The following is a 26,341-nucleotide window of genomic DNA, read 5'->3' as shown; positions in this document are numbered from 1 at the left end:
GAATCAGTCCTCCTGGTTGCGGGTTGGGGTGTCACCGGTGGCCTCGGCAAGCTTGGCGGCCAGGATCGGGCCGATCTGGGCCAGCGAGCCGGCTTGGGTCATCCGGTCGTGCCGGGTGGTGATCTCGTGCGATTCGATCCGGCCGGCGATGTACGGGCGCCAGGTCCCGGGCCCGGCGTTGTCGGCGCCCCGGTCGATCGTGGAGTTGAAGAGCAGCAGGTCTCCGTCGAACCTGACAGGGACGAAGTCGACCGCCAGCTTGGCGTTGTTGATCATGATGTGGACGATGACCTCGATCTGCTGCTCCGTCAGGCCGGCCAGTGCGCTGCCCCGCCGGCTCAGGATCTCGGCGACCTCGCCGTAGGTCAGCGGCCGGTCGCCCAGCTCGTCCAGGTCGCAGTCGAGCACCCCGACGAGCACGTCCCGCTCGGTGGGCACGGGCAGCTCCTCGAACTGCACGTCCTTCACCGGGTAGGCGTCGAGGATCGCCAGCAGCGCGGTCCGCTCGCCGCGGGCCTGAAGCTCGCAGGCGATCGCCTGGGCGATCAGCCCACCGGCAGACCAGCCGAGCAGCAGGTACGGGCCCTCGGGCTGGATCTTCTGGATCTGGTCGGCGTAGTCGGCCGCCATCTCCTCGAAGGACGTCGGCCGGGGTTCGGGGCGGCCGAGGCCGCGCGCCTGGATCGCGTAGACCGGGTACTCGGGACCGATGTGGTTCAGCAGCCCGCTGTACGACCAGCTGATGCCGCCGCCGGGGTGGATGCAGAACAGCGGTGTCCGGCTCCCGGTCGTGCGCAGCGGCAGCAGCACGTCCAACGCTTCGCCGGGATCGTTCATGACCAGGCGTTCCGTGAGCCCGGCCACGGTCGGCGCTTCGAAGAGGGTGCGCAGTCCGACCTCGACGCCGAGGGTCTCGCGGACGCGGGAGACCAGGCGGGCGGCCAGCAGCGAGTGCCCGCCCAGGTCGAAGAAACTGTCGTCGATGCGCACCTGCTCCCGGCCGAGGATCTCGGCGAACAGGTCGCACAGCAGCTCCTCCTGCGGCGTCCGCGGGCCGCGCCCGGTGCCCGGCGCACCGTAGTCGGGGGCCGGCAGGGCGGCCCGGTCCAGTTTGCCGTTGGCGGTCAACGGCAGCATGTCCAGGGTGACGAACGCCGACGGCACCATGTACTCGGGCAGTTCGCGGCGCAGCCGGTCGAACAGCTCACCCGCCTCGGGCGCACCCTCGGAAGCGGGCACCACGTAGGCGACGAGCCGCTTGTCGCCCGGCCGGTCCTCCCGGGCGACGACGGCTGCCTGGGCGACGCCCGGGCAACTCGCGAGCACCGCCTCGACCTCGCCGGGCTCGATCCTGAAGCCGCGCAGTTTGACCTGGTGGTCGGCCCGTCCGGCGAACTCCAGTGTGCCGTCGGCCAGCCACGCCGCCAGGTCGCCCGTGCGGTACATCCGGCCCCCGGCCGGCCCGTACGGGTCGGCGGTGAACCGCTGTGCCGTCAGGCCGGGCCGGCCGACGTAGCCCCGGGCCACGCCCACCCCCGCGAGGTACAGCTCACCGACCACGCCCGGCGGCACCGGCCGCAGCCCCGCGTCGAGCACGTAGGCACGCATGTTCGCCATCGGCCGGCCGATCGGCACGGTCGCAGCGTGCTCGGGGAGGGTACGGACCGGATGGCAGGTGGCCAAGGTCGTGGCCTCGGTCGGCCCGTAGCCGTTGACCACCTCAAGACCGGGGCAGGCTGCCAGCACCCGGGCGACGGCGGCCGGGGAGACCACGTCACCGCCGGTCCACACCTCGCGGACCCCCGCGAGCAGGCCCGGCCGCTCCTCTGCGACCAGGCGGAACAGGCCGGCCGTCAGCCACAGTCCGGTTACCTGGTGCTCGCTGACCGCCTGGTGCAGCAGGTCGATGTCGAGCCGGCCGGGCGGTGCGACGACGACCCGGCCGCCGCCGAGCAGTGGCACCCACTGCTCGTACGTCGAGAGGTCGAACGCGGTCGGGGAGTGCAGCAGCACCCGCTCGTGTCCGCCGCCGCGCCAGTCGGGGGCCAGCGCGAGGGCCACCACGTCGCGGTGGGTGACGGCGACGCCCTTCGGTCGCCCGGTCGAGCCGGAGGTGTACATCACGTACGCCAACTGCCAAGGGTCACATGGGACGTCAGGGTCGGACGAATCGGACTCGGACCGCATCAGTGTGGCCACCACGTCCTCGGTGAGCACCAGCGCGGCCCCGGCCTCCCGGAGGATCAGGTCGATGCGGGACTGCGGGAAGCGCGAGTCGAGGGGCACGTAGGCGCCGCCCGCCTTGATGATCGCCAGGATCGCCACGACCAGGTCCGCCGAGCGCTCCAGCATCACCGCCACCGGTTTCTCCGGTGCCACGCCCTGGCGGATCAGTGCTCGCGCGAGGCGGTTGGCCCGCAGGTCGAGCTCCCGATAGGTCAGCTCGGTGCCGCTCGCCACGACGGCCACCGCGTCGGGGGTGGCTCGTACCTGGCGGGCAAACAGCTCCGGCAGCGCGGCCTCGGGCAGCTCGGCGGCGGTGTCGTTGAACTCGGAGAGCAGCCGGTGGCGTTCCTCGCCGGACATGATATCGATCCGGCTGATCGGCCGGTCGGGGTCGGCAACCACCGCGCGCAGCAACCGCGCCCAGCGGGCGAACAGGAGCTCCACGGTGGCCGGATCGAACAGATCGGTGGCGTACTCCACCGCACCGACCATGCCGTCGAGGCTGCCGTCCGGTCGGTACTGCTCGGCCAGACTGAACGTCAGGTCGACCCGCGCGGTGCCGGTCGGTGCCTCCAGGTAGCCGGTCGACAGCCCCGGCAGCGTGAACTCGCCCCATGGCGCGTTCTGCAGAGCCAGCATGATCTGGAACAGCGGGTGGTGCGACAGGGATCGGGCCGGGTTGACCACCTCGACCAGGTACTCGAACGGCACGTCCTGGTGGGCGTACGCGGACAGCGCCTTCTGCCGTACCTGGCCGAGCAGTTCGGCGAAGCCGGGGTCGTCGCTCGTGTCGGTGCGCAGCACCAGGGTGTTGACCATGAACCCCACGAGGTCGTCCAGGGCTTGGTCGGTGCGCCCGGCGATGGGACTGCCGATCGGGATGTCGGTGCCGGCGCCGAGCCGGGTGAGCAGCGCGGCCAGGCCGGCCTGGAGCACCATGAACATGCTGGCGCCGCGCGAGGTGGCCAGGTCCCGCAATGCCTGGTGCAGTTCGGCGTCCAGCCGGACGGCGAGCCGACCGCCCAGCTGGGAGGCCACAGCCGGCCGGGGCCGGTCTGCGGGCAGTTGCAGCCGCTGCGGCAGCCCGGTCAGCTCCTCGCTCCAATAGGCGAGTTGTCGGGCGAACAGGCTGTCCGGATCGGCGGCGTCGCCAAGCAGATCGCGTTGCCACCGGGTGTAGTCGGCGTACTGCACCGGCAGCGGGGACCACTGCGGTTCCTCGCCCCGGCAGCGGGACGCGTATGCCGTCGCCAGGTCGCGGGAGAGCGGGCCCATCGACCAGCCGTCGGCCGCGATGTGGTGCACCACGAGCAGCAGTACATGCCGGTCGGAGGCAAGCGCGTAGAGCTCCGCGCGGATCGGCGGTTCGGCGGCCAGGTCGAAGCCACGCCCGGCCCCCTCCGCCAGCCGGCCGGACAGCCGTACCTCATCGATCTCGATGACCGGCAGCTCGGGGCGGGCCTCGTCCGCGCTCAGCACGAGCTGGTACGGCACGCCGTCCGCCTCGCGCAGGACCGTCCGCAGGCTCTCGTGCCGGGCGATCACGTCGGCGAGCGCGGCATGCAGCGCCGCCCGGTCCAGTTCGCCGTCCAGGCGCAGCGCGAGCGGCATGTTGTAGGTGGCACTCGGCCCGTCCATACGGTGCAGGAACCAGAGGCGTTGCTGGGCGAAGGACAGTGGGATCCGCTCGGGCCGCGGACGGGCGGTCAGCGCGGGCCGCTCCGTGACCGAGCCGTCGAGGCGGGCCGCCAGGGCGGCCACGGTCGGGTGCTCGAAAAGCGTGCGAACTTCCAGCTCCGCGCCGAAGGCCGCCCGGACCCGGGAGGCCAGGCGGGTCGCCAGCAGGGAATGCCCGCCGAGGTCGAAGAAGCTGTCCTCGACGCCGACCCTGGGCAGCCCGAGCACGTCGGCGAAGAGATCGGCGAGCAGTTGCTCCTGCGGGGTGCGCGGCGCACGCCCGGTCGCGGCCGTCCCCAGGTCGGGGGCGGGCAGTGCGCGGCGGTCGACCTTGCCGCTGGCGGTCAGCGGCAGTGCGTCCAGGACGACGAAGGCCGACGGCACGAGGTAGTCGGGCAGGCGGTCGCGCAGCCGGTCGCGGAGTTCGCCGACGAGGGCGCCCGTGGCGCGGCTTCCGGTCGGGCGGTTGGTGAGCGAGGACAACGCGGTGCCGGACGGTCGCAGCGGCCGGTAGGCCTCGACGGGGGCGTCTCCCGGCACGTCGGAGATGACGATGTCCAGGGCGTCGGGCGCGCCGACCGACCAGGTGACGTCCACCCGGCGGCCGAGTTCGTCGCCGAGCTCACGGAAATCCTCCGGGTCGGGCAAGTCGCCGCTGTCCGGGCCGTGCAGCCGGTCCAGCAGTTCGGCGAGCGTGCCGTCCCCGTTCTGCACCGCCCGGGCCAGCGCTGCCTCGCGGGCGACGCGCCGGTTCGGCACCCCGGTGATGCGCACCGGGTCCTCGCTGCGCAGGGCAAGCAGCTCGCGCACCTCCTTGAGGTCGGCGATCTCTCGGCCCCACGCCAGCTCCTGCGGCGCGGCCGGTGCCATCGGGACGGCCGGCTGCTTGTGCAGCGTGACGTCGTAGCGGTAGCGAGTGAGCTCGTTGTGGTGCCGGCCGCGTTTGACCTCCACGGCCACGGCACCGACGGTGCCCCGGTCGCGCAGGACGGTGAAGAAGTCCGGGTCGACCAGGAGTTCCTTCTCCACCAGCAGGGCTTGCTCCACGGCACGGCGCACTGAAAGCAGCTCGGCGCCGTCGGCGGCCCGGTGGAGCTGGACGGCCGTGGCCAACGGGCGCAGCAGCCGCAGGTTGCGGATGTCGCCGACGAAGAGCACGCCGCCGGGGGTGAGCAGCCGCATCAGCCGGTCGATCACGTCGGCGAGGTAGTCGGCGGACGGGAAGTACTGCACCACCGAGTTCAGCACGATGGTGTCGAACCGCCCGACCGGCAGCCCGTCGATGTCGTGCGCCGGGCGGGTCTGCAGGACCACACGCTCGGCCAGCCGCTCCTCCCGCGCCACTTGGGCGGCCAGCGCGTCGATCGCGGTGGCGGAGAAGTCGGTCGCCCAGTAGGCCTCGCAGTGCGGTGCGATCTGCGAGAGGAGAAGGCCGGTGCCGACGCCGACCTCCAGCACCCGGCGGGGGCGCAGGGCCAGGACGCGCGCCACGGTGGCGTCCCGCCACTCCCGCATCTGCTCGATCGGAATCGGGCTCGCGTCGTAACTGCTGTTCCAGCCGACGAAGTTCTGACCGAAGGCGGCTTCCTCGGGAACGATGGGCAGGGCATCGTAGATGTCCCGCCACTCGCCCACGTGTTCCGCTTCGAGGCCACCGTCCCGCACCGCCGCCTGGCGCGGGACGACGTAGCCGACAAGCCGGTCGTCCTGTGCGAGGACGGCGGCATGGGCGACTGCGGGGTGCTCGGCCAGGGCTGCCTCGATCTCGCCGAGCTCGATGCGGAAGCCGCGCACCTTCACCTGGTCGTCGGCGCGGCCGACATACTCCAGCTCACCGTCGGCGCGCCGGCGCACCAGGTCGCCCGTACGGTACATGCGTTCACCTGCCGTGCCGAACGGGCAGGCGACGAACCGTCCGGCCGTCAGCCCCGCCCGGTTCAGGTACCCGCGCGCCAGCCCGGCGCCCGCCACATACAACTCCCCCACCACACCCGGCGGCACCGGCCGCATCCGCTCGTCCAGGACGTACACCCGAGCGTTGGCGATCGGACGGCCGATCGGCGGCACGCGCGACCCCGGGGACAGCGGGTCGCTCATCGTCGCGCACACCGTCGTCTCCGTCGGACCGTACGCGTTGATCATCCGGCGCCCCGGCGCCCACCGGGCCACCAGCTCCGGCGGGCAGGCCTCACCCGCCACCACCAGCGTCGACACGGTCACCGTGTCCTCCGACAGGGCGGCCAGGACGGACGGAGGCACGGTCACATGGGTGACCGCGATGCCCTGGTCCATCAGCGCGGCGACCGGATCGGCCGCAGGAGGAAGCACCAGGGCCGCGCCGCACAGCAGGGCGGTGAAGACTTCCGACACCGAAGCGTCGAAGCTGGGCGAGGCGAACTGGAGCACCCGGCTGTCGGGTTCGATCGCAAACCGCTCGATCTGGGCGGTGACCAGACTCGCCACGCCGGTGTGGCTCACCACGACGCCCTTGGGCCGGCCGGTCGAGCCCGACGTGTAGATCACATAGGCCGGATGCCGGACATCGAGCGCGATCTGCGGATCGGTGTCCGGCCAGTCTCCCCCGGCCACCATCGCCGGATCGTCGATCACCACCGTCGGGCGAGCGTCGTCCAGCATGAACGCGATCCGCGACCGCGGGTACGACAGGTCCACCGGAAGGTACGCGGCCCCGGCCTTCAGCACGCCCAGGACCGCCACCACCGACTCCGGCGACCGCGGCAACGCCACCGCCACGATCTGCTCCGGACCCACACCCCGAGCGATCAGCGCATGCGCCAACCGATTCGCCCGAACATTCAACTGCCCGTACGTCAACTCGACATCGCCACAGACGAGCGCCACCGCATCCGGCGTCGCCGCCACCTGCACCGCGAACGCCTGCGGCACCGGGACGGCGCCCACCTCACGGGCGGTCGCGTTACCACTCTCCAGGATTCGGCGACGCTCACCGGCGTCGAGGAGGTCGATCTCCCCGATCGGCTGCTCCGGGTCGGCGGTGACCGCCTCCAGCAGGAGCGTCCAGCGCCGGGCGAGGGCGGCGACCGTATCCCGGTCGAACAGGTCGGTTGCGTACTCCACAGCGCCGACGATCCCGGCCGGCCTTCCGTCCGGCCCGAACCGTTCGGCGAGGTTCACACCGAGGTCGAACTTGGCGGTTGCGGTGGGCACTGCGTAGGTGGCGACGTCCAGGCCGGGCAGCGAGAAGCGGCCCATCGGAGCGTTCTGCACGGCCAAGACTGTCTGGAACAGCGGGTGGTGGGACAGCGACCGGGACGGGTTCAGCACCTCCACCAGGTGCTCGAACGGCACATCCTGATGCGCGAACGCCGACAGCGCCGTCTCCCGCACCCGCCCCAACAACTCGGCGAAACTCGGATCACCGCTCGTGTCCGTGCGCAGCACCAGCGTGTTCACGAAGAACCCGACCAGATCGTCCAGCGCCTCGTCCGTGCGCCCCGCGATCGGACTGCCGATCGGGATGTCCGTCCCCGCACCCAACCGCGTGTACAACGCGGCAAGGCCCGCCTGAAACACCATGAACAGACTGGTGCCGGTGCGCCGCGCCAACTCAACCAAAGCCGCATGCAGTTCGGGACTCAGCTCCAGGCCGACCTGGTCTCCGTGCCAGCGTGCGACGGCCGGCCGCGACCGGTCGGCGGGCAGCTGGAGAAGCTCCGGCAGGTCGGACAACTGCCGCTTCCAATAACCGAGTTGTTCGGCGAACCGACTCTCCGGATCGGCGGCGTCACCGAGCAGGTCGCGCTGCCACAGCGTGTAGTCGGCGTATTGCACCGGCAGGACGGGCCAGCTCGGTGTGCGACCCTCGTGCCGAGCGGCGTAGGCCGCGGCGAGGTCGCGGGCCAGCGGGCCGGTGGACCAGCCGTCACCGGCGATGTGGTGCATCACCACCAGCAGCACATGCTCCTGCGGTGCGAGCGCGAACAGCTCCGCCCGCAATGGCAGTTCCACCGCCAGGTCGAAAGGCTGCTGGGCGAACTCGGCGAGCCGATCCGGCAGTTCGGCTTCCGACACCTCGGTCAACCGCACCCGGGGCCGGGTCGCGCCTGGATCCAGGACACGCTGGCGTGGTACGCCGTCGACCTCCGGGAACACCGTCCGCAGGCTCTCGTGCCGGGCCACCACGTCGGCGAGCGCCTCGTTCAGCGCCGCTGTGTCCAGCGTCCCGGTCAGCCGAAGCGCCAGCGGAATGTGGTAGGTCGCGGCGGTGCCGTCCATGCGGTGCAGGAACCAGAGCCGGCGCTGGGCGAAAGAAAGCGGTACCGCTTCCGGCCGTACGTGCGCCGTCAGCGCCGGGCGGGCGCGCCCGGCCTCGGCCAACGCTTCGGCCACTCCCGCCGCAGTGGGCGCCTGGAAGAGCGCGCGCAACCCCAGCTCCACGCCGAGCACCGAGCGAATCCGTGCGACCAGCCGGGTGGCGAGCAGGGAGTGCCCGCCCAGGTCGAAGAAGTCGTCGTCGACCCCGACCCGCGACGCGCCCAGCACCTCGGCGAACAACTCGCACAGGATCTGCTCCTGCGGCGTGCGCGGCGCGCGGCTGCTCCCGACGGTCCCCGGTTCGGGCGCGGGCAACGCTGCACGGTCCAGCTTCCCGTTCGCCGTCAACGGCAGCACATCCAGCAACACGAACACCGACGGCACCAGGTAGTCCGGCACCCGGTCGCGCAGATACGCCGTCAGCTCCGCCGGCCGTACGACAGCGTCGGGACGCGCTGCCACGTAGCCGACGAGCCGGTCGTCCTGTGCGAGGACGGCGGCATGGGCGACTGCGGGGTGCTCGGCCAGGGCTGCCTCGATCTCGCCGAGCTCGATGCGGAAGCCGCGCACCTTCACCTGGTCGTCGGCGCGGCCGACGTACTCCAGCTCACCGTCGGCGCGCCGGCGCACCAGGTCGCCCGTACGGTACATGCGTTCACCTGCCGTGCCGAACGGGCAGGCGACGAACCGTCCGGCCGTCAGCCCCGCCCGGTTCAGGTACCCGCGCGCCAGCCCGGCGCCCGCCACATACAACTCCCCCACCACACCCGGCGGCACCGGCCGCATCCGCTCGTCCAGGACGTACACCCGAGCGTTGGCGATCGGACGGCCGATCGGCGGCACGCGCGACCCCGGGGACAGCGGGTCGCTCATCGTCGCGCACACCGTCGTCTCCGTCGGACCGTACGCGTTGATCATCCGGCGCCCCGGCGCCCACCGGGCCACCAGCTCCGGCGGGCAGGCCTCACCCGCCACCACCAAGGTGGCGGCCGTGACGTCGGCGCCGTCCAGCGCAGCCAGGGCCGAAGGCGGCAGCGTCACATGGGTGACGTCGAGCCGGCGGTCCGTCAGGGCCTCCAGCGGGGCCTCGGACGGGGCCAGGACGAGGGCGGCACCGGTGAGCAGGGCGCTGCACAGGTCCCAGAACGATGCGTCGAAGCTGGGCGAGGCGAACTGGAGCACCCGGCTGCCCGCCGTCACGCCGAGCCTGTCGACCTGCGCCGCCACCATGCCCCGCACGCCGGTGTGGCTCACCACGACGCCCTTGGGCCGGCCGGTCGAGCCCGACGTGTAGATCACATAGGCCGGATGCCGGACGTCGAGCGCGATCTGCGGATCGGTGTCCGGCCAGTCTCCCCCGGCCACCATCGCCGGATCGTCGATCACCACCGTCGGGCGAGCGTCGTCCAGCATGAACGCGATCCGCGACCGCGGGTACGACAGGTCCACCGGAAGGTACGCGGCCCCGGCCTTCAGCACGCCCAGGACCGCCACCACCGACTCCGGCGACCGCGGCAACGCCACCGCCACGATCTGCTCCGGACCCACACCCCGAGCGATCAGCGCATGCGCCAACCGATTCGCCCGAACATTCAACTGACCATACGTCAACTCGACATCGCCACAGACGAGCGCGACCGCATCCGGCGTCGCCGCCACCTGCACCGCGAGCATCTCCGGCAGGCTCGTGGCGGCAGTCCCGCTCTCGGCGGCGGGCAGCAGCTCGCGGCGCTCCTCGTCGGACAGCAGGTCGACTCCGCCGATCGGCCGGTCCGGTGCGGCCGCCACCGCGGCCAGCAGCCTGGTCCACCGGGCGAAGAGGGTCTCCACCGTCGAGCGGTCGAACAGGTCGGCGCTGTACTCGACCGCACCGCTCAGGCCGGCCGGCGCGCCGTCGGACCCGTGCTGCTCCGCCAGGCCGAAGGTCAGGTCGAGCCGGGAGGTCCCGGTGGGCACGGCCATCCCGGTGGCCCTCAAGCCGGGCAGGTCGAAGTCGCCCCCCGGCGCGTTCTGTACGACCAGCCCGGTCTGGAACAGCGGGTGGTGGGACAGCGACCGGGACGGGTTCAGCACCTCCACCAGGTGCTCGAACGGCACATCCTGATGCGCGAACGCCGACAGCGCCGTCTCCCGCACCCGCCCCAACAACTCGGCGAAACTCGGATCACCGCTCGTGTCCGTGCGCAGCACCAGCGTGTTCACGAAGAACCCGACCAGATCGTCCAGCGCCTCGTCCGTGCGCCCCGCGATCGGACTGCCGATCGGGATGTCCGTCCCCGCACCCAACCGCGTGTACAACGCGGCAAGGCCCGCCTGAAACACCATGAACAGACTGGTGCCGGTGCGCCGCGCCAACTCCACCAAAGCCGCATGCAGTTCGGCGTCGATCCGGACGTCCAGCAGGTCGCCGCGGTACGACATGGCGGCCGGACGCGGCCGGTCGACCGGCAAATGCAGCTGGTCGGGCAGCCCGGCCAGCGCCTCGGTCCAGTAGGCGACCTGGCGCGCGAACACACTGTCCGTGTCGTGCTCGTCGCCGAGCACCTCGTGCTGCCACAGGGTGTAGTCGCCGTACGTCACCGGCAGCGGAGGCCATTCGGGCGTCCCACCGCCCCGCCGGGCGGCGTAGGCCGCGGCGAGGTCGCGGGCCAGCGGAGCCATGGACCAGCCGTCACCGGCGATGTGGTGCATCACCACCAGCAGCACATGCTCCTGCGGTGCGAGCTCGAACAGCTCCGCCCGCAATGGCAGTTCCGACGTCAGGTCGAACGCCCGCACCGCCGCCTCGCGCAGCAGAGCAGGAACCTCCGCCTCGCCGACCGCGCGCACCGCCAGCGGGACGGCGACCTCGGCGGCGTCGAGCACCCGCTGGTGCGGAACGTCGGCAGTGAGCGGGAAGACCGTGCGCAGGGTCTCGTGCCGGGCCACCACATCGGCGAGCGCGGCACTCAGCGCGGCCTGGTCGAGGTCGCCGGACAGCCGCAGGGCGAGCGGCATGTGGTAGGTGGCGCTCGGCGTCCCGAACTGCTGGAGGAACCAGAGCCGGCGCTGCGCGAACGACAGCGGCATGGGTTCGCGGCGGGGCTGGGGAACCAGAGCCTGCCGCGCGGTGCCGGCGTCGGGCAGCCCGGCCGCGAGCCCGGCGGGCGTCGGCGTCCGGAACAGGCTGCGCAGTTCCAGCTCGACGCCGAGGGTCGCCCGGACCCGCGAGACCAGCCGGGTGGCGAGCAAGGAGTGCCCGCCCAGGTCGAAGAAGTCGTCTTCGACCCCGACCCGCGACGCGCCCAGCACCTCGGCGAACAACTCGCACAGGATCTGCTCCTGCGGCGTGCGCGGCGCGCGGCTGCTCCCGACCGTCCCCGGTTCGGGCGCGGGCAGTGCCGCCCGGTCCAGCTTCCCGTTCGCCGTCAGCGGCAGCACATCCAGCAACACGAACACCGACGGCACCAGGTAGTCCGGCACCCGGTCGCGCAGGTAAGCCGCCAGCGCCGCAGCCGTCGCCCCGGACCCGGTCGTGGGCACCACGTACGCGACGATCCGGCTCTCGCCCGGCTGGTCGACCCGGGCGAGCACCGCAACCTGGGCGACACCCGGATGCGCGACCAATTCGGCCTCGATCTCGCCCGGCTCGACCCGGAACCCGCGGACCTTCACCTGGTGGTCCGTGCGGCCGCCGAACTCCAGCTCGCCGTCGGCACGCCAGCGGACCAGGTCACCGGTGCGGTACATCCGCCCACCGGCCGGACCGTACGGGTTGGCGACGAACCGCGTGGCGGTGAGCCCGGGCCGGTTCAGGTAGCCGCGGGCGAGTCCCGTACCGGCGAGGTACAGCTCACCCGGCACCCCGGGGGCGACCGGCCGCAGGGCCGAATCCAGCACATACGCCTGGCAGTTGGCGATCGGGCGGCCGATCGGCACCGGCAGTGGGCAGTCGGCGGGGTCGGCCGGCAACGGGTAGGCGGTGATCACGTGGGTTTCGGCGGGGCCGTAGTGGTTGTGCAGCACCCGGCCCGGTACCCGGGCCTGGAGGCGGCGCACGGCACCGCCCAGCCTCATCGCCTCGCCGGCCTGCGCGATCAGCCGCAGGTTCGGCAGCTCAAGGCCGGCCTCCTCGGCGGCCTCGGCCAGCGCCTCGACCACCAGATTGGGCGCGAACAGCTCCTCGACCGCGTGCCGGTCCAGCCAGCGGGCGAACAGTTCGGCGCTGCGGCGCTGTTCCTCGGTCGGCACCACGAGGGTCTTGCCGTACAGCAGCGCCGAGAGCATCTCCTGCACCGAGACGTCGAAGCTGATCGCGGTGAACTGCGCGGTACGCGTGCCAGGTTCACCACCGATGGCCCCGTGGTGCCACGCAAGCAGGTTCAGCAGCCCTGCGGCGGGCATCACCACGGCCTTGGGCCGGCCGGTGGAGCCCGAGGTGTAGATGACGTAGGCCGGGTGCCGCGTGTCCACTGCGACGGTCGGGTCGTGCTCCGGCTGCTCCTCGGCCGGTGTGACGGCCGCGAGGTCGTCGAGCACCACAGCCGGTCGCGCGTCCTCCAGCATGTAGGCGATGCGGGCGGCCGGGTAGTCCGGGTCGATCGGCAGGTACGCCGCGCCCGTCTTGAGGACCGCGAGGACGGCGACCACCAGCTCGGGGGAGCGTGGCAGTCGCAGGGCGACGACCTGCTCCGGCGCCACCCCGCGCGCGATCAGCGAGTGCGCCAGACGGTTGGCTCTGCGGTTCAGTTCGTGGTAGGTCAGCGAGGTGTCCTCGAACACCACCGCCGGGGCCTGCGGGGTCGCCCGGACCCAGGCCTCGAACAGGGACGGCAGGCCGACGGCGGGAGCCGGGCACGCGGTGTCGTTGCGCACGACCAGCAGTTCGTGCCGTTCCTCTGCGGCAAGGACGTCGATCCGGCTCAGCGGCCGGTCCGGCTCGGCAACCACCGACGCCAGCAGGCGCAGCCACCGGGCTACCAGCGCCTCCACCGTGGCGTGGTCGAACAGGTCGGTGCTGTACTCGACCCTCCCGATGATGCCCTCGGCCGACCCGCCGGTGCCGCCGCGCTCCAGCAGGTGGATGGCGAGGTCGAACATCGCCGTGGGCGTCCGCACCAGTACGGTCTCGGCGCTCAGGCCGGGCAGGGCGAACTCGGTGCGGGGCACGTTCTGCAGCGCCAGCATGACCTGGAACAGGGGCTGGCGGGCGAGCGACCGGGCCGGGTTGAGGGCCTCGACGAGGTGCTCGAACGGCAGGTCCTGGTGCGCGTACGCGGCCAGTGCGTTCTCCCGGACCCGGCCCAGCAGCTCGGCGAAGGTCGGGTCGCCCGAGGTGTCGGTCCGCAGCACCAGGGTGTTGACGAAGAACCCGACGAGGTCGTCCAGGGCCTGGTCGGTCCGGCCAGCGATCAGGCTGCCGACCGGGATGTCCGTTCCCGCGCCGAGTTTGTCCAGCAGCGCCGCCAGCGCGGCCTGCAACACCATGTAGGCGCTGGCCCCGTGCTCCCGGCCCAGGCGGACGAGCCCGGCGTGCAGCTCGGCGTCCAGCTCGATCGCGAGGTGACCGCCGGAGTAGGTGGGAGCGGGCAGGCGGTGGCGGTCGGCAGGAAGCCGGATCTGTTCCGGCAGGTCCGCCAATGTCCGCGTCCAGTAGGCCGCCTGGCGGGCGAACAGGCTGTCCTGGTCGCCCGCGTCGCCGAGCAGCTGGTGCTGCCACAGGGTGTAGTCGGCGTACTGGACGGGCAGCGGCGCCCACTGCGGTTCCTCGCCCCGGCAGCGCGCCGCGTAGGCGGTGGCCAGGTCGGCCGACAACGGGCCCAGCGACCAGCCGTCACCGGCGATGTGGTGGACCACCACCAGCAGCAGGTTCTCGTCCGGCGCCGCCGCGAACAGCTCGGCGCGCAACGGTGGTTCGGTGGCGAGGTCGAATCCGCGCGCCGCGGCTGCCGCCAGCAGCTCCGGCAGGTCCGTCTCGCCGGCCGGGGTGACCCGCAGCTTCGGCCGCACCGCCCCGGGGCCCAGCACCTGCTGGAACGGCACGCCGTCCGCCGCCGGGAAGATCGTGCGCAGGCTCTCGTGCCGGTCGACGACGTCGGCGAGCGCCTTCTCCAGAGCCACCCGGTCCAGCGGTCCGGAGAGCCGCCATGCCAGCGGCATGTTGTAGCTCGGTCCGGCGCCCTCCAGCTGGTGCAGGAACCAGAGCCGCCGCTGCGCGGACGACAGCGGTACCCGCTCGGGCCGCTCCGCCCGGTCCAGGGCGGGCCTGGCTCGGTCGGCGCCACCCAGAACGGCGGCCAGCCCGGCCACCGTCGGGGTTCGGAACAGGGTGTGCAGCGCCAGCTCGACGCCCAGGGCCGCCCGGACCCGGGCCACCAGCCGGGTGGCCAGCAGGGAGTGTCCCCCCAGGTCGAAGAAGTTGTCGTCGACGCCGACCTGCGTCAGGCCCAGGACCTCGGCGAACAGCTCGGCCAGCACCTGCTCCTGCGGAGTGTGCGGCGCCCTGCCGACCCGCGATCCGGTGAACTCCGGCTCGGGCAGGGCACGCCGGTCGAGCTTGCCGTTGGCGGTCAAGGGCAGGGCGTCGAGGGCGACGTATGCGGCGGGCACCATGTAGTCCGGCAGCCACTCCCGGAGGTGAGTGCGCAGTTCCTCCGGCCGAAGCTCGGCGCCGGTGGCGGGCACCAGGTAGGCGACCAGGCGGGTGTCCTCCGCCTGGTCCTTCCGGGCGATCACCGCGACCTGGCCGACCTGCGGGTGTTCGGCCAGCGCTGTCTCGATCTCGCCGAGTTCGATCCGGAAGCCGCGCACCTTCACCTGGTCGTCGGCGCGGCCGAGGTACTCCAACTGGCCGTCAGCGCGTCGGCGCACCAGGTCGCCGGTGCGGTACATGCGTTCACCTGCCGTGCCGAACGGGCAGGCAACGAACCGCCCCGCGGAGAGCCCGGGCCGGTTCAGGTAGCCGCGCGCGAGCCCCGGGCCGGCGACGTACAGCTCCCCGGTCACCTCCGGTGGCACCAGGCCCAGCCGCTGGTCCAGCACATACGCCCGGAATCCGGCGACGGCACGGCCGATCGGCGGCACGCCCGACCCCGGCGACAGCGGCTCGCTCATCGTCGCGATGACCGTCGTCTCGGTCGGACCGTACGCGTTGACCATCTGCCGCCCTGGCGCCCATCGCACGACCAGCTCCGGCGGGCACGCCTCACCCGCAACCGCCAACGTCGGCACGGCCACCGCGTCCGGCGACAGCGCCGCCAGCACGGACGGCGGCACCGTCGCATGGGTGAGAGCAAGGCTCGGGTCGGTCAGCGCGGAGACCGGCTCGGTCGCGGGTGCCGGCACAAGGGTGGCACCGGTGAGCAGGGCGCCGCACAGGTCCCACAGCGAGACGTCGAAGCTGGGCGAGGAGAACTGGAGCACCCGGCTGGCCGCGTCGATGCCGAGCCGCTCGACCTGCTCGGCCACCATTCCCCGCAGGCCCGCGTGGCTCACCACCACGCCCTTGGGCCGTCCGGTCGAGCCGGACGTGTAGATCACGTACGCCGAGTGCCGGGCGTCCACCACGACGGCAGGATCGGTATCAGGCCGCTCGGACACGTCGGCCACCGTCGCCGGGTCGTCGACCACAACGGTCGGCCGTGCGTCCTCCAGCATGAACGCGATCCGCGACTCCGGATACGCCGGATCCACCGGCAGATAGGCGGCTCCCGTCTTCAGGACGCCCAGGACGGCCACCACGAACTCCACCGACCGCGGCAATGCCACCGCCACGATCTGCTCCGCACCCACACCCCGCGCAATCAGCGCATGCGCGAACCGGTTCGCCCACGCATTCAGCTGACTGTACGTCAACTCCGTGCCCTTGGAGGCCAGAGCAACGCCCTCGGGCGTCGCCGCCACCTGCGCCGCGAACATCTCCGGCAGGCTCGCGGCAACCGCCTCGCCCTCGACGGCGGGCAGCAGCTCGCAGCGCTCCTCGACGGACAGCAGATCGACGCGGCCGAGCCGCTGCTGCGGGTCGGCGACGGCCGCCCTCAGCAGCCGCATCCAGCGCGCGACCATCGTATCGACGGTGGTCGGATCGTACAGATCGCTCGCGAACTGGACGAACGCGTCGATCCCGTCCGGGGAGCCGTCTCCGGCGTGCCGCTCGGACAGCGAGAAGACCAGGTCGAACTTGGACGTGGTCGTGGTCGGCTCCACCTCGTCGACGCGCAGCCCGGGCGGGGCGAAGTCGGCCCGGGGCGCGTTCTGCAGCACCAGCATGACCTGGAACAGCGGGTGATGCGCCAGCGACCGCACCGGATTGAGGGCCTCTACGAGGTACTCGAACGGCAGGTCCTGGTTGGCGTACCCGGCCAGCGCGGTGTCCCGCACCCGGCCCAGCAGCTCGGCGAACGTCGGATCGCCCGAAGTGTCCGTACGGAACACCAGGGTGTCGACGAAGTAGCCGACCAGCTCGTCGAGTGCCTGGTCGGTCCGGCCGGCGACCGGGCTGCCGACCGGGATGTCGTCTCCCGCGCCGAGCTTGCTCAGCAGCGCCGCCAGCCCGGCTTGAAGCACCATGAACAGACTGGTCCCGTGCACACGGGCGAGCTCGCGCAGGCCGCGGTGCAGCTCCGCGTCCAGCCCGGCGTGCACGAGGCCGCCCCGGTGCGAGGCGACCGCCGGGCGGGGCCGGTCGACGGGCAGCCGGAGCTGCTCCGGCAGATCGGCCAACTGCCTGGTCCAGTAGCCCGTCTGGCGGGCGAACAGGCTTTCCCGTTCGGTTGCGTCGCCGAGCAGCTCGTGCTGCCACAGGGTGTAGTCGGCGTACTGGACCGGCAACTCCGCCCACTGTGGCTCCTCGCCGCGGCAGCGCGCCGCGTAGGCGGCGGTCAGGTCCTGCGCGAGCGGGCCAAGGGACCAGCCGTCACCCGCGATGTGGTGGAGCACCACCTGGAGCACGTGCTCGTCCGACGCCAGCTCGAACAGCCCGACGCGCAGCGGCAGATCGACCGCCAGGTCGAACGGACGATCCTTCGCGGTCGCCAGCACACCCGGCAGCCCGGCCTCGGTGGTCCGGCCCACGTCCAGCCGCGGGCGGGCCGCCACCACGTCCAGCACCTGCTGGTACGGCACGCCGTCCACCACCGGGAAGACGGTGCGCAGGCTCTCGTGCCGGGCCGCCACGTCCGCCAGGGCGGCTGCCAGGGCCCGCCGGTCCAGGTTCCCGGACAGCCGCCATGCCAGGGAGATGTGGTAGTTCGCGTCGGCACCCTCCAGCTGGTGCAGGAACCAGAGCCGCCGCTGCGCGAACGACAGCGGGATCCGTTCGGGACGCGGGTGGGGCACCAGGGCCGGCTGCGCCTGGCGGGCACCCGCCAGGGCGGAGGCCACGCCGGCCGGGGTCGGGGTCTCGAACAGGGTGCGCAGCTCCAGCTCCACTCCCAGGGTCGCGCGGACCCGGGCGGTCAGGCGGGTCGCCAGCAGCGAGTGTCCACCCAGATCGAAGAAGCTGTCCTCGACACCGGCCTCGGCCACCCCGAGGACCTCGGCGAACAGCTCGCACAGGATCTGCTCCTGCGGCGTACGCGGCGCGCGGCCGGTGTTCGTCGGAGCGAGGTCGGGTGCGGGCAGCGCACGTCGGTCCAGCTTGCCGTTGGCGGTCAGCGGCAGGCTTTCCAGCGTGACGAACGCGGCCGGCACCATGTACTCCGGCAGCCGCTCCCGCAGGTGCTCGCGCAGTTCGGCCGAGCGCGGGGCGGCACCCGGGGCGGCCACCAGGTACGCGACCAGCCGGGTGTCGTCGGCCCGGTCCCGCCGGGCCAGGACGGTGGCCTGGGTGACTCCGGGGTGCGCGGCGAGCGCCGCCTCGATTTCGCCGAGTTCGATCCGGAAGCCGCGAACCTTCACCTGGTCGTCGGCCCGGCCCACGAACCGCAGGCTGCCGTCGGCACACCGGCGCACGACGTCGCCGCTGCGGTACATGCGCGCACCGGCCGGCCCGAACGGGTCGGCCACGAAGCGCCCGGCGGTCAGACCGGGCCGGTTCAGGTACCCCCGGGCCAGCCCGGCGCCCGCGACGTACAGCTCGCCGGGCACGCCCGGGGGCACCGGCCGCAGGTGGGCATCCAACACGTACGTACGCAGGTCCGGGATGGCCGCGCCGACCTGGCCGGCGGCGCCGGACCGGTCGAGCGCGGCGTAGGTCACGTGCACGGTGGTCTCGGTGATGCCGTACATGTTGACCAGCAGCGGCGCGTCGTCCGGGTGTCGCTCGTACCAGCTCGTCAGCCGGGTGTGCTCCAGCGCCTCGCCACCGAACACCACGGTGCGCAGGGCGAGCGAACGGCCGGTCTCCGGTGCCTCCTCGTCCGCTTGCATCAGCTGGTAGAAGGCGGACGGCGTCTGGTTGAGCACCGTCACCCGCTCACGTGCGAGGAGCTCCAGGAACCGGTGGGGCGAGCGGCTGGTCTCGTGGTCCACGACCACCAGACGGCCGCCGTACAGCAGCGGGCCCCACAGCTCCCACACCGAGAAGTCGAAGGCGTAGGAGTGGAAGAGGGTCCAGACGTCCTTGGCGGAGAAGTCGAACAGCTCCTGGGTGGTGCCAAACAGCCGCACCACGTTCCGGTGCGGGACCACGACGCCCTTGGGGTTGCCGGTGGACCCGGAGGTGTAGATGACGTAGGCGGGGTGGCCTGGATCGAGGGGGATCTCCGGGTCGGTGCCCGGCAGTCCGTCCAGGTCGGCGGCGTCCAGCAGGAGCCGTTCCACCGGGTCTGCGCCCGGCAGTTCACCGATCCCACCCGTCGTCACGAGCAACGACGGCCGGGCGTCCTGAAGCAGGTAGGCGATCCGGGCGGCCGGGTACTGCGGGTCCACCGGAACGTAGGCGGCTCCCGCCTTGAGGACCGCGAGGACCGCCACTACCAGCTCGGCCGAGCGCGGCAGGGCCAGCGCCACCAGCTGCTCCGGTCCCACGCCCCGGGCGATCAGGGCGTGCGCAAGCTGGTTGGCTCGGGCGTTCAACTCGCCGTATGTCAGAGTGACTTCGCCGCTCACCACTGCGACCGCCGCCGGGTTCGCCCGTACCTGCTGCTCGAAGAGCGTGGTGATGCCGCTCTCCGGCAACTCTCCGCTCCGGTCGACGACGGCCGGCAGCAGCGCGCGGAGCTCGTCGGCGGACAGCACGTCCACTTGGCCGATCGGCCGACCGGGGGTGGCCACCACGGCGCGGAGCAGCCGCAGCCACCGATCGACGATCCCCTCCACGGTGGCTGCGTCGAACAGGTCGGTGCTGTACTCCACCAGGCCCGACAGCCCGTCCTCGTCGGGCTGTTCGGCCAGCATGAAGGTCAGGTCGCACTTGGCCGTCCCGGTGTGCACCAGGTCTGCTTCCACCCGCAGCCGCGGCAGGTCGAACGTGCCGAGCGGAGCGTTCTGCAACGCGAGCATGGTCTGGAACAGGGGGTGGTGCGCCAGCGACCGGGTCGGGTTCAACGCCTCTACGAGGTGCTCGAACGGCACGTCCTGGTGCGCGTACGCGGCCAGCGCGTCGGCGCGCACCCGGCCCAGCAGTTCGGTGAACGACGGGTCGCCGGAGAGGTCGGTACGCAGCACCAGGGTGTTGACGAAGAAGCCGACCAGGTCGTCCACGGCCTCGTCGGTGCGTCCGGCGATCGGCGTGCCGATCGGGACGTCGGTGCCCGCGCCGAGCTTGCCCAGCAGGGCGGCCAGCCCGGCCTGGAGCACCATGAAGAGGCTGGCCCCGCCGTCGCGGGCGAGCGCGCGCAGGCCCTGGTGCAGTTCGGCGTCGATCCGCACCGGCAGATGGGCGCCCCGGTGGGACATCGCCGTCGGCCTGGGCCGGTCGAACGGCAGCTCGACCTGCTCGGGCATGTCCGCCAACTGCTCGCGCCAGTAAACCAGTTGACCGCTCAGCAGGCTGTCCGGGTCAGTGCCTTCCCCGAGCAGCTCCCGCTGCCAGAGGGCGTAGTCGGCGTACTGGACCGGCAGCGGAGACCACTCCGGCTTCGCCCCCTCGGACCGGGCCGCGTAGGCGGTCGCCAGGTCCCGTGAGAGTGGTCCCATCGACCAGCCGTCACCGGCGATGTGATGCACCACCAGCAGCAGCACGTGCTCGTCGGTTCCCAGTTGGAACAGTTCGGCGTGCAGCGGCGGTCCCTCGGAGAGCTCGAAGCCGTGCCGGGCCGCCGCCACCAGCCGATCCGGCAGGTCGCCCTCGCCGACCTCGGTCACCCGCAGTCGCGGCCGTGCCGCCTCGAGGTCCATCACCCGCTGGCACGGCACCCCGTCGACCACGGGGAAGGCGGTGCGCAGGCTCTCGTGCCGCTCGACCACGTCCGCCAGAGCGGCTTCCAGGGCCCGCTGGTCCAGGTCGCCGGACAGCCGCAGCGCCAGCGGGATGTTGTATGTGGCGCTCGGGCCCTCCATGCGGTGCAGGAACCACAACCGGCGTTGCGCGAAGGACAGCGGGATCGCCTCGGGCCGCTCGGGCCGCTCGCGCCGCCCCGGCGCCGGCCGCGCCCGGCCCGCGCCGTCCACCGCCGCCGCCAGTTCCGCCACCGTCGGTGCGTCGAACAGGTCACTCAGCCTCAGCTCCACGCCCAGCACCGACCGTGCCCTGGCGACCAGCCGGGTGGCCAGCAGCGAATGCCCGCCGAGGTCGAAGAAGCTGTCGTCCGGCCCGGCCACGGACACCCCGAGCACCTCGGCGAACAGCCCGGCCAGTAGGTGTTCGGTCGCGGTGCGCGGTGCGCGGCCCGGGGCGGCCGAGGCTTGCTCGGGGGCCGGAAGGGCCCGTCGGTCGAGCTTCCGGTTCGGCGTCAGCGGGAGTGCGTCCAGCATCACGAACGCGGTGGGCACCATGTACTCCGGCAGCTGCTCGCGCAGGTGCTCGCGCAGCGCGGGCACGGCCACCGTGGTGCCGGGTGCCGGAACGACGTAGGCGACCAGCCGGGTGTCCTCTTCGGTACGCACCACAACGGCGGCCTGCGCGACCTGCGGGTGCTCGACAAGCACGGCCTCGATCTCGCCGAGTTCGATCCGGAATCCCCGGACCTTGACCTGGTCGTCGGTACGGCCGAGGAACTCCAGGTTCCCGTCCGAGCCCCACCGCACCAGGTCGCCGGTGCGGTACATCCGCGAGCCGGCCGGCCCGAACGGGTCGGCCACGAAACGCTCGGCGGTCAGACCCGGCCGGTTCAGGTAGCCCCGTGCCAGGCCTGCGCCGGCGATGTACAGCTCACCCGCCTCGCCCGTGGGCATCGGCCGCAGCGCGCCGTCCAGCACATGGAGCCGGGTGTTGCCGACCGGCCGGCCGATCACCGGGCGCCGGCTCGACTCCAGCGGCGCGACGACCGAGTTCACCGTGCACTCGGACGGCCCGTAGAGGTTCACGCAGGACACCCCGTCGGCCGCGCGCAGCCGCTCCCACAGCTGATCCGGGACGGCCTCCCCGCCTGCTGCGACCATCACGGGACACAGCGGATCGTCCAACATCCCCTGTGCGACCAGAACTTGGAGGTACGACGGGGTGGCCTCGACGAAGTCGAGGCGGCAGCGCCCGGCGTAGTCGACGAAGGCGTCCGGGTCGGTCCAGGTCGCCTGATCCAGGACGTGCAGCTCGTGGCCCGCGAACAGGCTGAGCAACTGGTTCCAGGACGCGTCGAACGAAACCGATGTGGTGAGGGCCACGCGGAGCCGGCGCCGTTCCACGAGCAGGGGCGGGTACAGTGCCCGCTGCTGGTCGGCGAAGAGGTTGAGCAGGCCGCCGTACGTCGGCACCACGCCCTTGGGCCGCCCGGTGGAACCGGAGGTGTAGATGATGTAGGCCGGATGCTCCGGTTCCACGGCCACCTCAGGATCCGCTGCCGGGCAACCCGCCACCATGGCCGCGGTCTCCGGGGCGTCGACCACCAGCCGCTCGGCGGAACCGGCCTCGGGCAACCGGTCGCGGGTGCGGGAGTCGGTCACCACCAGGACCGGCCGGGCGTCGTCGAGCATGTACCCGATCCGGGCGGCGGGGTACTCCGGATCGACCGGAACACAGGCGGCTCCGGCCTTGAGCACCGCAAGGATGGCCACCACCAGTTCCGCCGAGCGGGGCAGGGCCACCGCGACCAGCCGCTCCGGCCCGGCCCCGCAGGCGATCAGGGCATGTGCCAGCCGGTTCGCCCGCGCGTCCAGCTCCGCATACGTAAGCGACGCGTCCGGCCCCACCACCGCGACCGCGTCCGGCGTCGCCCGCACCTGCGCCCGGAACACCTCCGGCAGGCTCTCGACGGAGGCCCGGGCCACCGGACCGGCGCCCAGCGCCAGCAGCTCACGCTCCTCGTCCGCGGCGAGCAGACCGATCCGGCCGACCGACTCCTGCGGGCCGCAGTCCGCGACGGTGTCCAGCAGCGTGATCAGCCGTCGTTGGTGGACGGCGAGTTCGTCGTCGCTCCAGGTCTGGGGCGCACCCTTGAGTTCGACCCGGAGTTCGTTGTCTCCCCGTCGGCCCGTGATCCAGAGGGCCAGCCCGGTGGTCGGTTCCGGGAGCAGGTAGCGCAGCGTGGCGGGGTGCCCGGCGAAGCTCGGCGCGGAGTCGAAGACCAAGATGTTGACGACGAGTGGGAACGCCGCCCGCGGGGGACCGGGAACACCGAGGTCCCGGAACAGGTCCTCGCTGCGGTAACGCTGGTGCGCGAGGGCCGCGTCGGCCTCCCGTGCTGCCTCGGCGACCAGGTCCTGCCACCGCATGTCCGGTCGCATTGGCAGGCGCAGGGGCACCACGTTCGCCATCGTGCCGGGCGTGGACATCAAGGCGCGTTCGGCCCCCTCGCGCCCGGTGACGGGAAGGCCGATCAGAACGTCCCGGTCCCCGGTGAGCCGGTGCGCGTAGAGAGCCGCCGCGGCGATCAGCAGGCGGGACCAGTGGACTTCGGAATCCGCTCCCCCCGCTCGCAGCGCGTCCACGCGGAGCACCGCCGGTTCCACCGAGGAACGCAGCCCGCTCCCGCCACGCGAAGCTCGGCCGGTGAACTGAGTGGGTTCCGGCCGGTCGGCGAACCGCTCCGTCCAGTACGACCGGTCGGAGGCGCACTGCCCCGAGGCGCGGTAGTCGGCCTCACTGCGGAGCAGCTCGTCCAGCGAACGGAGCGGCGACGGCGGAACCGGGCCGCCCGAGGCCAGCGCCGTGTACATCCGCGTGACCCGCCGCCGGACGAGGGAGAGGCCGAACCCGTCCATCACCAGGTGGTGGTGGTTCTGGTACAGGAGGTGGTGCACCGGCGAGAGGCTGATCAGTGCGAAGCTGAAGAGCGGATCGCGGGTGAGGTCCAGCGGACGCATCCGGTCCCGGGCCATCCATGCCAGGGCCGCCGCCCGGGGTTCGGGCTCCGAGCTCAGGTCGAGCCGGGTCGGTTCCCAGTCCCATGCCGCACGGACGACCTGGCGTGGCTCCTGCCCGTCGTGGACGAAGGTCACGTGCAGCGCATCGATCTCGTCGACGACCCGACGCAGCGCGGTCTCGACGAGCTCGGCGTCAACCGGGCCGTGGACCTCCAGGTATTCGCCGATGCGGTAGGCGTCGAGCGCTGTCCGCGCGCGCTGCTCGGCGAGCCAGATCTCACGCTGGGCCGCCGTCAGGGGAAAGGAGTCGCCATCGCGACGGGACATGGGGGTACCTCCAGGAGTGTGGGCAGGCGTGTGCGCAGGGCGCGCCGAGACGCGCCGACCGCGGTGACGTCACGCGGTCGGCGGTCGGATGGCGCGGCAGTTGCGGTCAGGCGGCGAGTTCGCCGGCCTGGAGCTGCCAGAGGGATGCGTAGAGTCCGTGCTGGGCGAGGAGTTCGTCGTGGGTGCCCTGCTCGGCCACGACTCCGCCCTTGTCCATGACGTAGATCCGGTTGGCGTGGCGGACCGTGGAGAGCCGATGGGCGATGATCACCATGGTCCGGTCGGCCGCGAAGACGCGGAGCGTGCGCTGGATGGCGGCCTCGGTCTCGTTGTCCACGGCGGAGGTGGCTTCGTCGAGGACAACGACCGGCGCGTCCTTGAGGATCGCGCGCGCCAGCGCGATCCGCTGCCGCTGCCCGCCCGAGAGGGCGGCTCCGCGTTCGCCGATCACCGTGTCGTAGCCGTCCGGCAGCGTCGCGATGAAGGTGTGTGACTCGGCCATCATGGCCGCCTCGACCACGGCCTCGTCGGAGGCGCCGAAGCTGCCGTAGCGGATGTTGTCGGCGATGGTGCCGTCGAAGAGGAAGGGGTCCTGGGCGACGAACCCGATCGCGTGGCGCAGATCGTGCCGCGGCAAGTCGCGCACGTCCCGCCCGTCGAGCAGCACGCTGCCGAACTCCGCGTCCTGGAATCGCATCAGCAGCTTGGCGATCGTCGTCTTGCCGGAGCCGGTGGCGCCGACAAGGGCGGTGACCTGCCCGGCGGGGATGGTCAGCGAGAGGTCCTCCAGCGCCGGCGGCCGACCGGGGTAGGCGAAGGTCACGTTGTTGAGGACGATCTCCCCGTGCACCTTCTCGACGTCGAGCGGTTCGCCGGTGCCGTCGGTCTCGGCGGGCAGGGCGCGCAGCCGCTGGACCCGGTCGTAGGCGGTGATCGTGCGCTGGTACTGGTCGACGATGCCGCCGAGCCGGTTCATCCGCAGCAGCACCATCTGGGGCAGCCCGATCAGTGGACTGAACACCTCGAATGACAGGCTGCCGTTGAGCACCGACCGGCCGCCGATCAGCAGGGTGCCGGCCATCGAGCTGGTCGTGCAGACCCGGACGATCTCGGCGTGACGGATCGTGCTCCGGTCGGTCTGCTGGTTGCTCTCCTGAGCCTCCCCGCTCAGCCGGTCGATGCGCTCGGCCTCGTAGTCCTCGGTGCAGAAGCTCTTGACGGTGGCGCCGGCCTCCAGCGTGTTCACCAACTGGCTGTGCAGCCTGGCGCGGTGCTCGCCGGAGACGGCGTAGTCGGCCGCGACTTTGTCCTGGTAGCGGACCGACAGCCAGGCGATGACCGGGATGGGCAGGAACGCGATCCAGGCGATCTGCGGTGCCAGCAGCAGGAACAGCGGCACCAGGAGGACCAGGCTGGTGCCCAGTTGCAGCAGGTCGTTGGCCGAGGTGGCGAAGAAGGTGCCCAGCTGGCGGACGTCGTCGGTGAGCGCGCCGGCGATCCGGGTGGTCCGTTCGCCCTCCAGGTGCCGCAGTTCGAGGTGCTGCACGTGAGCGTACGTCCGGTTGCGCCAGTCGTGCTCGATGTCCTGGCCGAGCTGGCGCCACTGGAGGTTCGAGGAGTACGAGAGGGCTGCCACGGCGGCACAGGCTGCTGCCACCAGCCCTGCCAAGCCCCATAGTTGCGCGGACGCGGTCGTCAGGCCGAAGCGGACGAGCGGGGCGGCCTCGCCCTTGATGAGGACCAGCGCGGTCCAGCCGAGGAAGGTACCGAGCGCCATCTCCGAGACCTGACAGGCGACCGACAGCGCGGAGGCGCGGTAGAGATGCCGGCGGTGCGGCTCGACGATCTCCAGCAGGGGGTGTCGTTCAGCTCCTGTTCCGGGCAGGTCCCGGGTCACGTCGACCGTTCTGCGCCAGGCCGTCCGGACAACGGCCGCGGTCGCCGCCGCCACTCCGCCCAGCGCCACCAGCTGCTTGCTGAGCGCCGACCCGCGGATCAGGGCGATGCCGGCCGCCACCCCACCTCCGACGGCGAGCACGGGGCGCACAACGCCGCGATCCGCGCGCGGGGCGGGCTCGACGGCGGGCCGTGCCGGGGCCGGACGCCCCGCTCCGGCCGAGCCCTCCACGACCAGGGTGACGGCTCTGCGGACGAGCCGGCCAACGTCCGCGGCTTTCACCCGCGCATCGTGCCGGACGAGGACCCCGCCGGTGATCGGGCTGGCCTGCGCCTCGGTGATGCCGGGAAGGCGTCGCAGGGTCGCGGCGAGGACTTCGGCCGCCTGAGGCCGTCCGAGAACCAGCTTGACGTCCCAGCGCTGACGGCCCGGAATGACCGAACGCGGCCGCACGTCCAAATCCACGGAGCGATATCCGGCTGCGGCACCCAGCAGAGATGGCATGTGTACGATCACCTGTTTGTGAAGGTCGCAAAAGCCGTCACCAGCACGACGGATCAATGCGAAAGAGCGGAATACCTGGGGAAATCGATGCGG

At 72.2% G+C, this 26,341-nt stretch carries 2 protein-coding genes; both read right to left on the bottom strand.

Annotation, left to right across the window (positions count from 1 at the left end):
- Positions 1 to 3: 3 nt before the first annotated feature.
- Complete coding sequence (locus OG609_RS40505; RefSeq protein WP_327277364.1) at positions 4 to 23,847, bottom strand: non-ribosomal peptide synthase/polyketide synthase; 23,844 nt, start codon at positions 23,845 to 23,847, stop codon at positions 4 to 6.
- A 106-nt stretch (positions 23,848 to 23,953) separates the two neighbouring features.
- Positions 23,954 to 26,248: an ATP-binding cassette domain-containing protein gene (locus tag OG609_RS40500; protein WP_327277363.1), complete on the bottom strand. Its 2,295-nt coding sequence runs from the start codon at positions 26,246 to 26,248 to the stop codon at positions 23,954 to 23,956.
- Positions 26,249 to 26,341: the final 93 nt, after the last annotated feature.

Origin of the sequence: Streptomyces sp. NBC_01224, assembly GCF_036002945.1 — a bacterium.
Lineage (GTDB): Bacteria > Actinomycetota > Actinomycetes > Streptomycetales > Streptomycetaceae > Streptomyces.
Note: the sequence above shows the minus strand (reverse complement) of the source record. Positions and strands in the feature narration are given on the sequence as shown.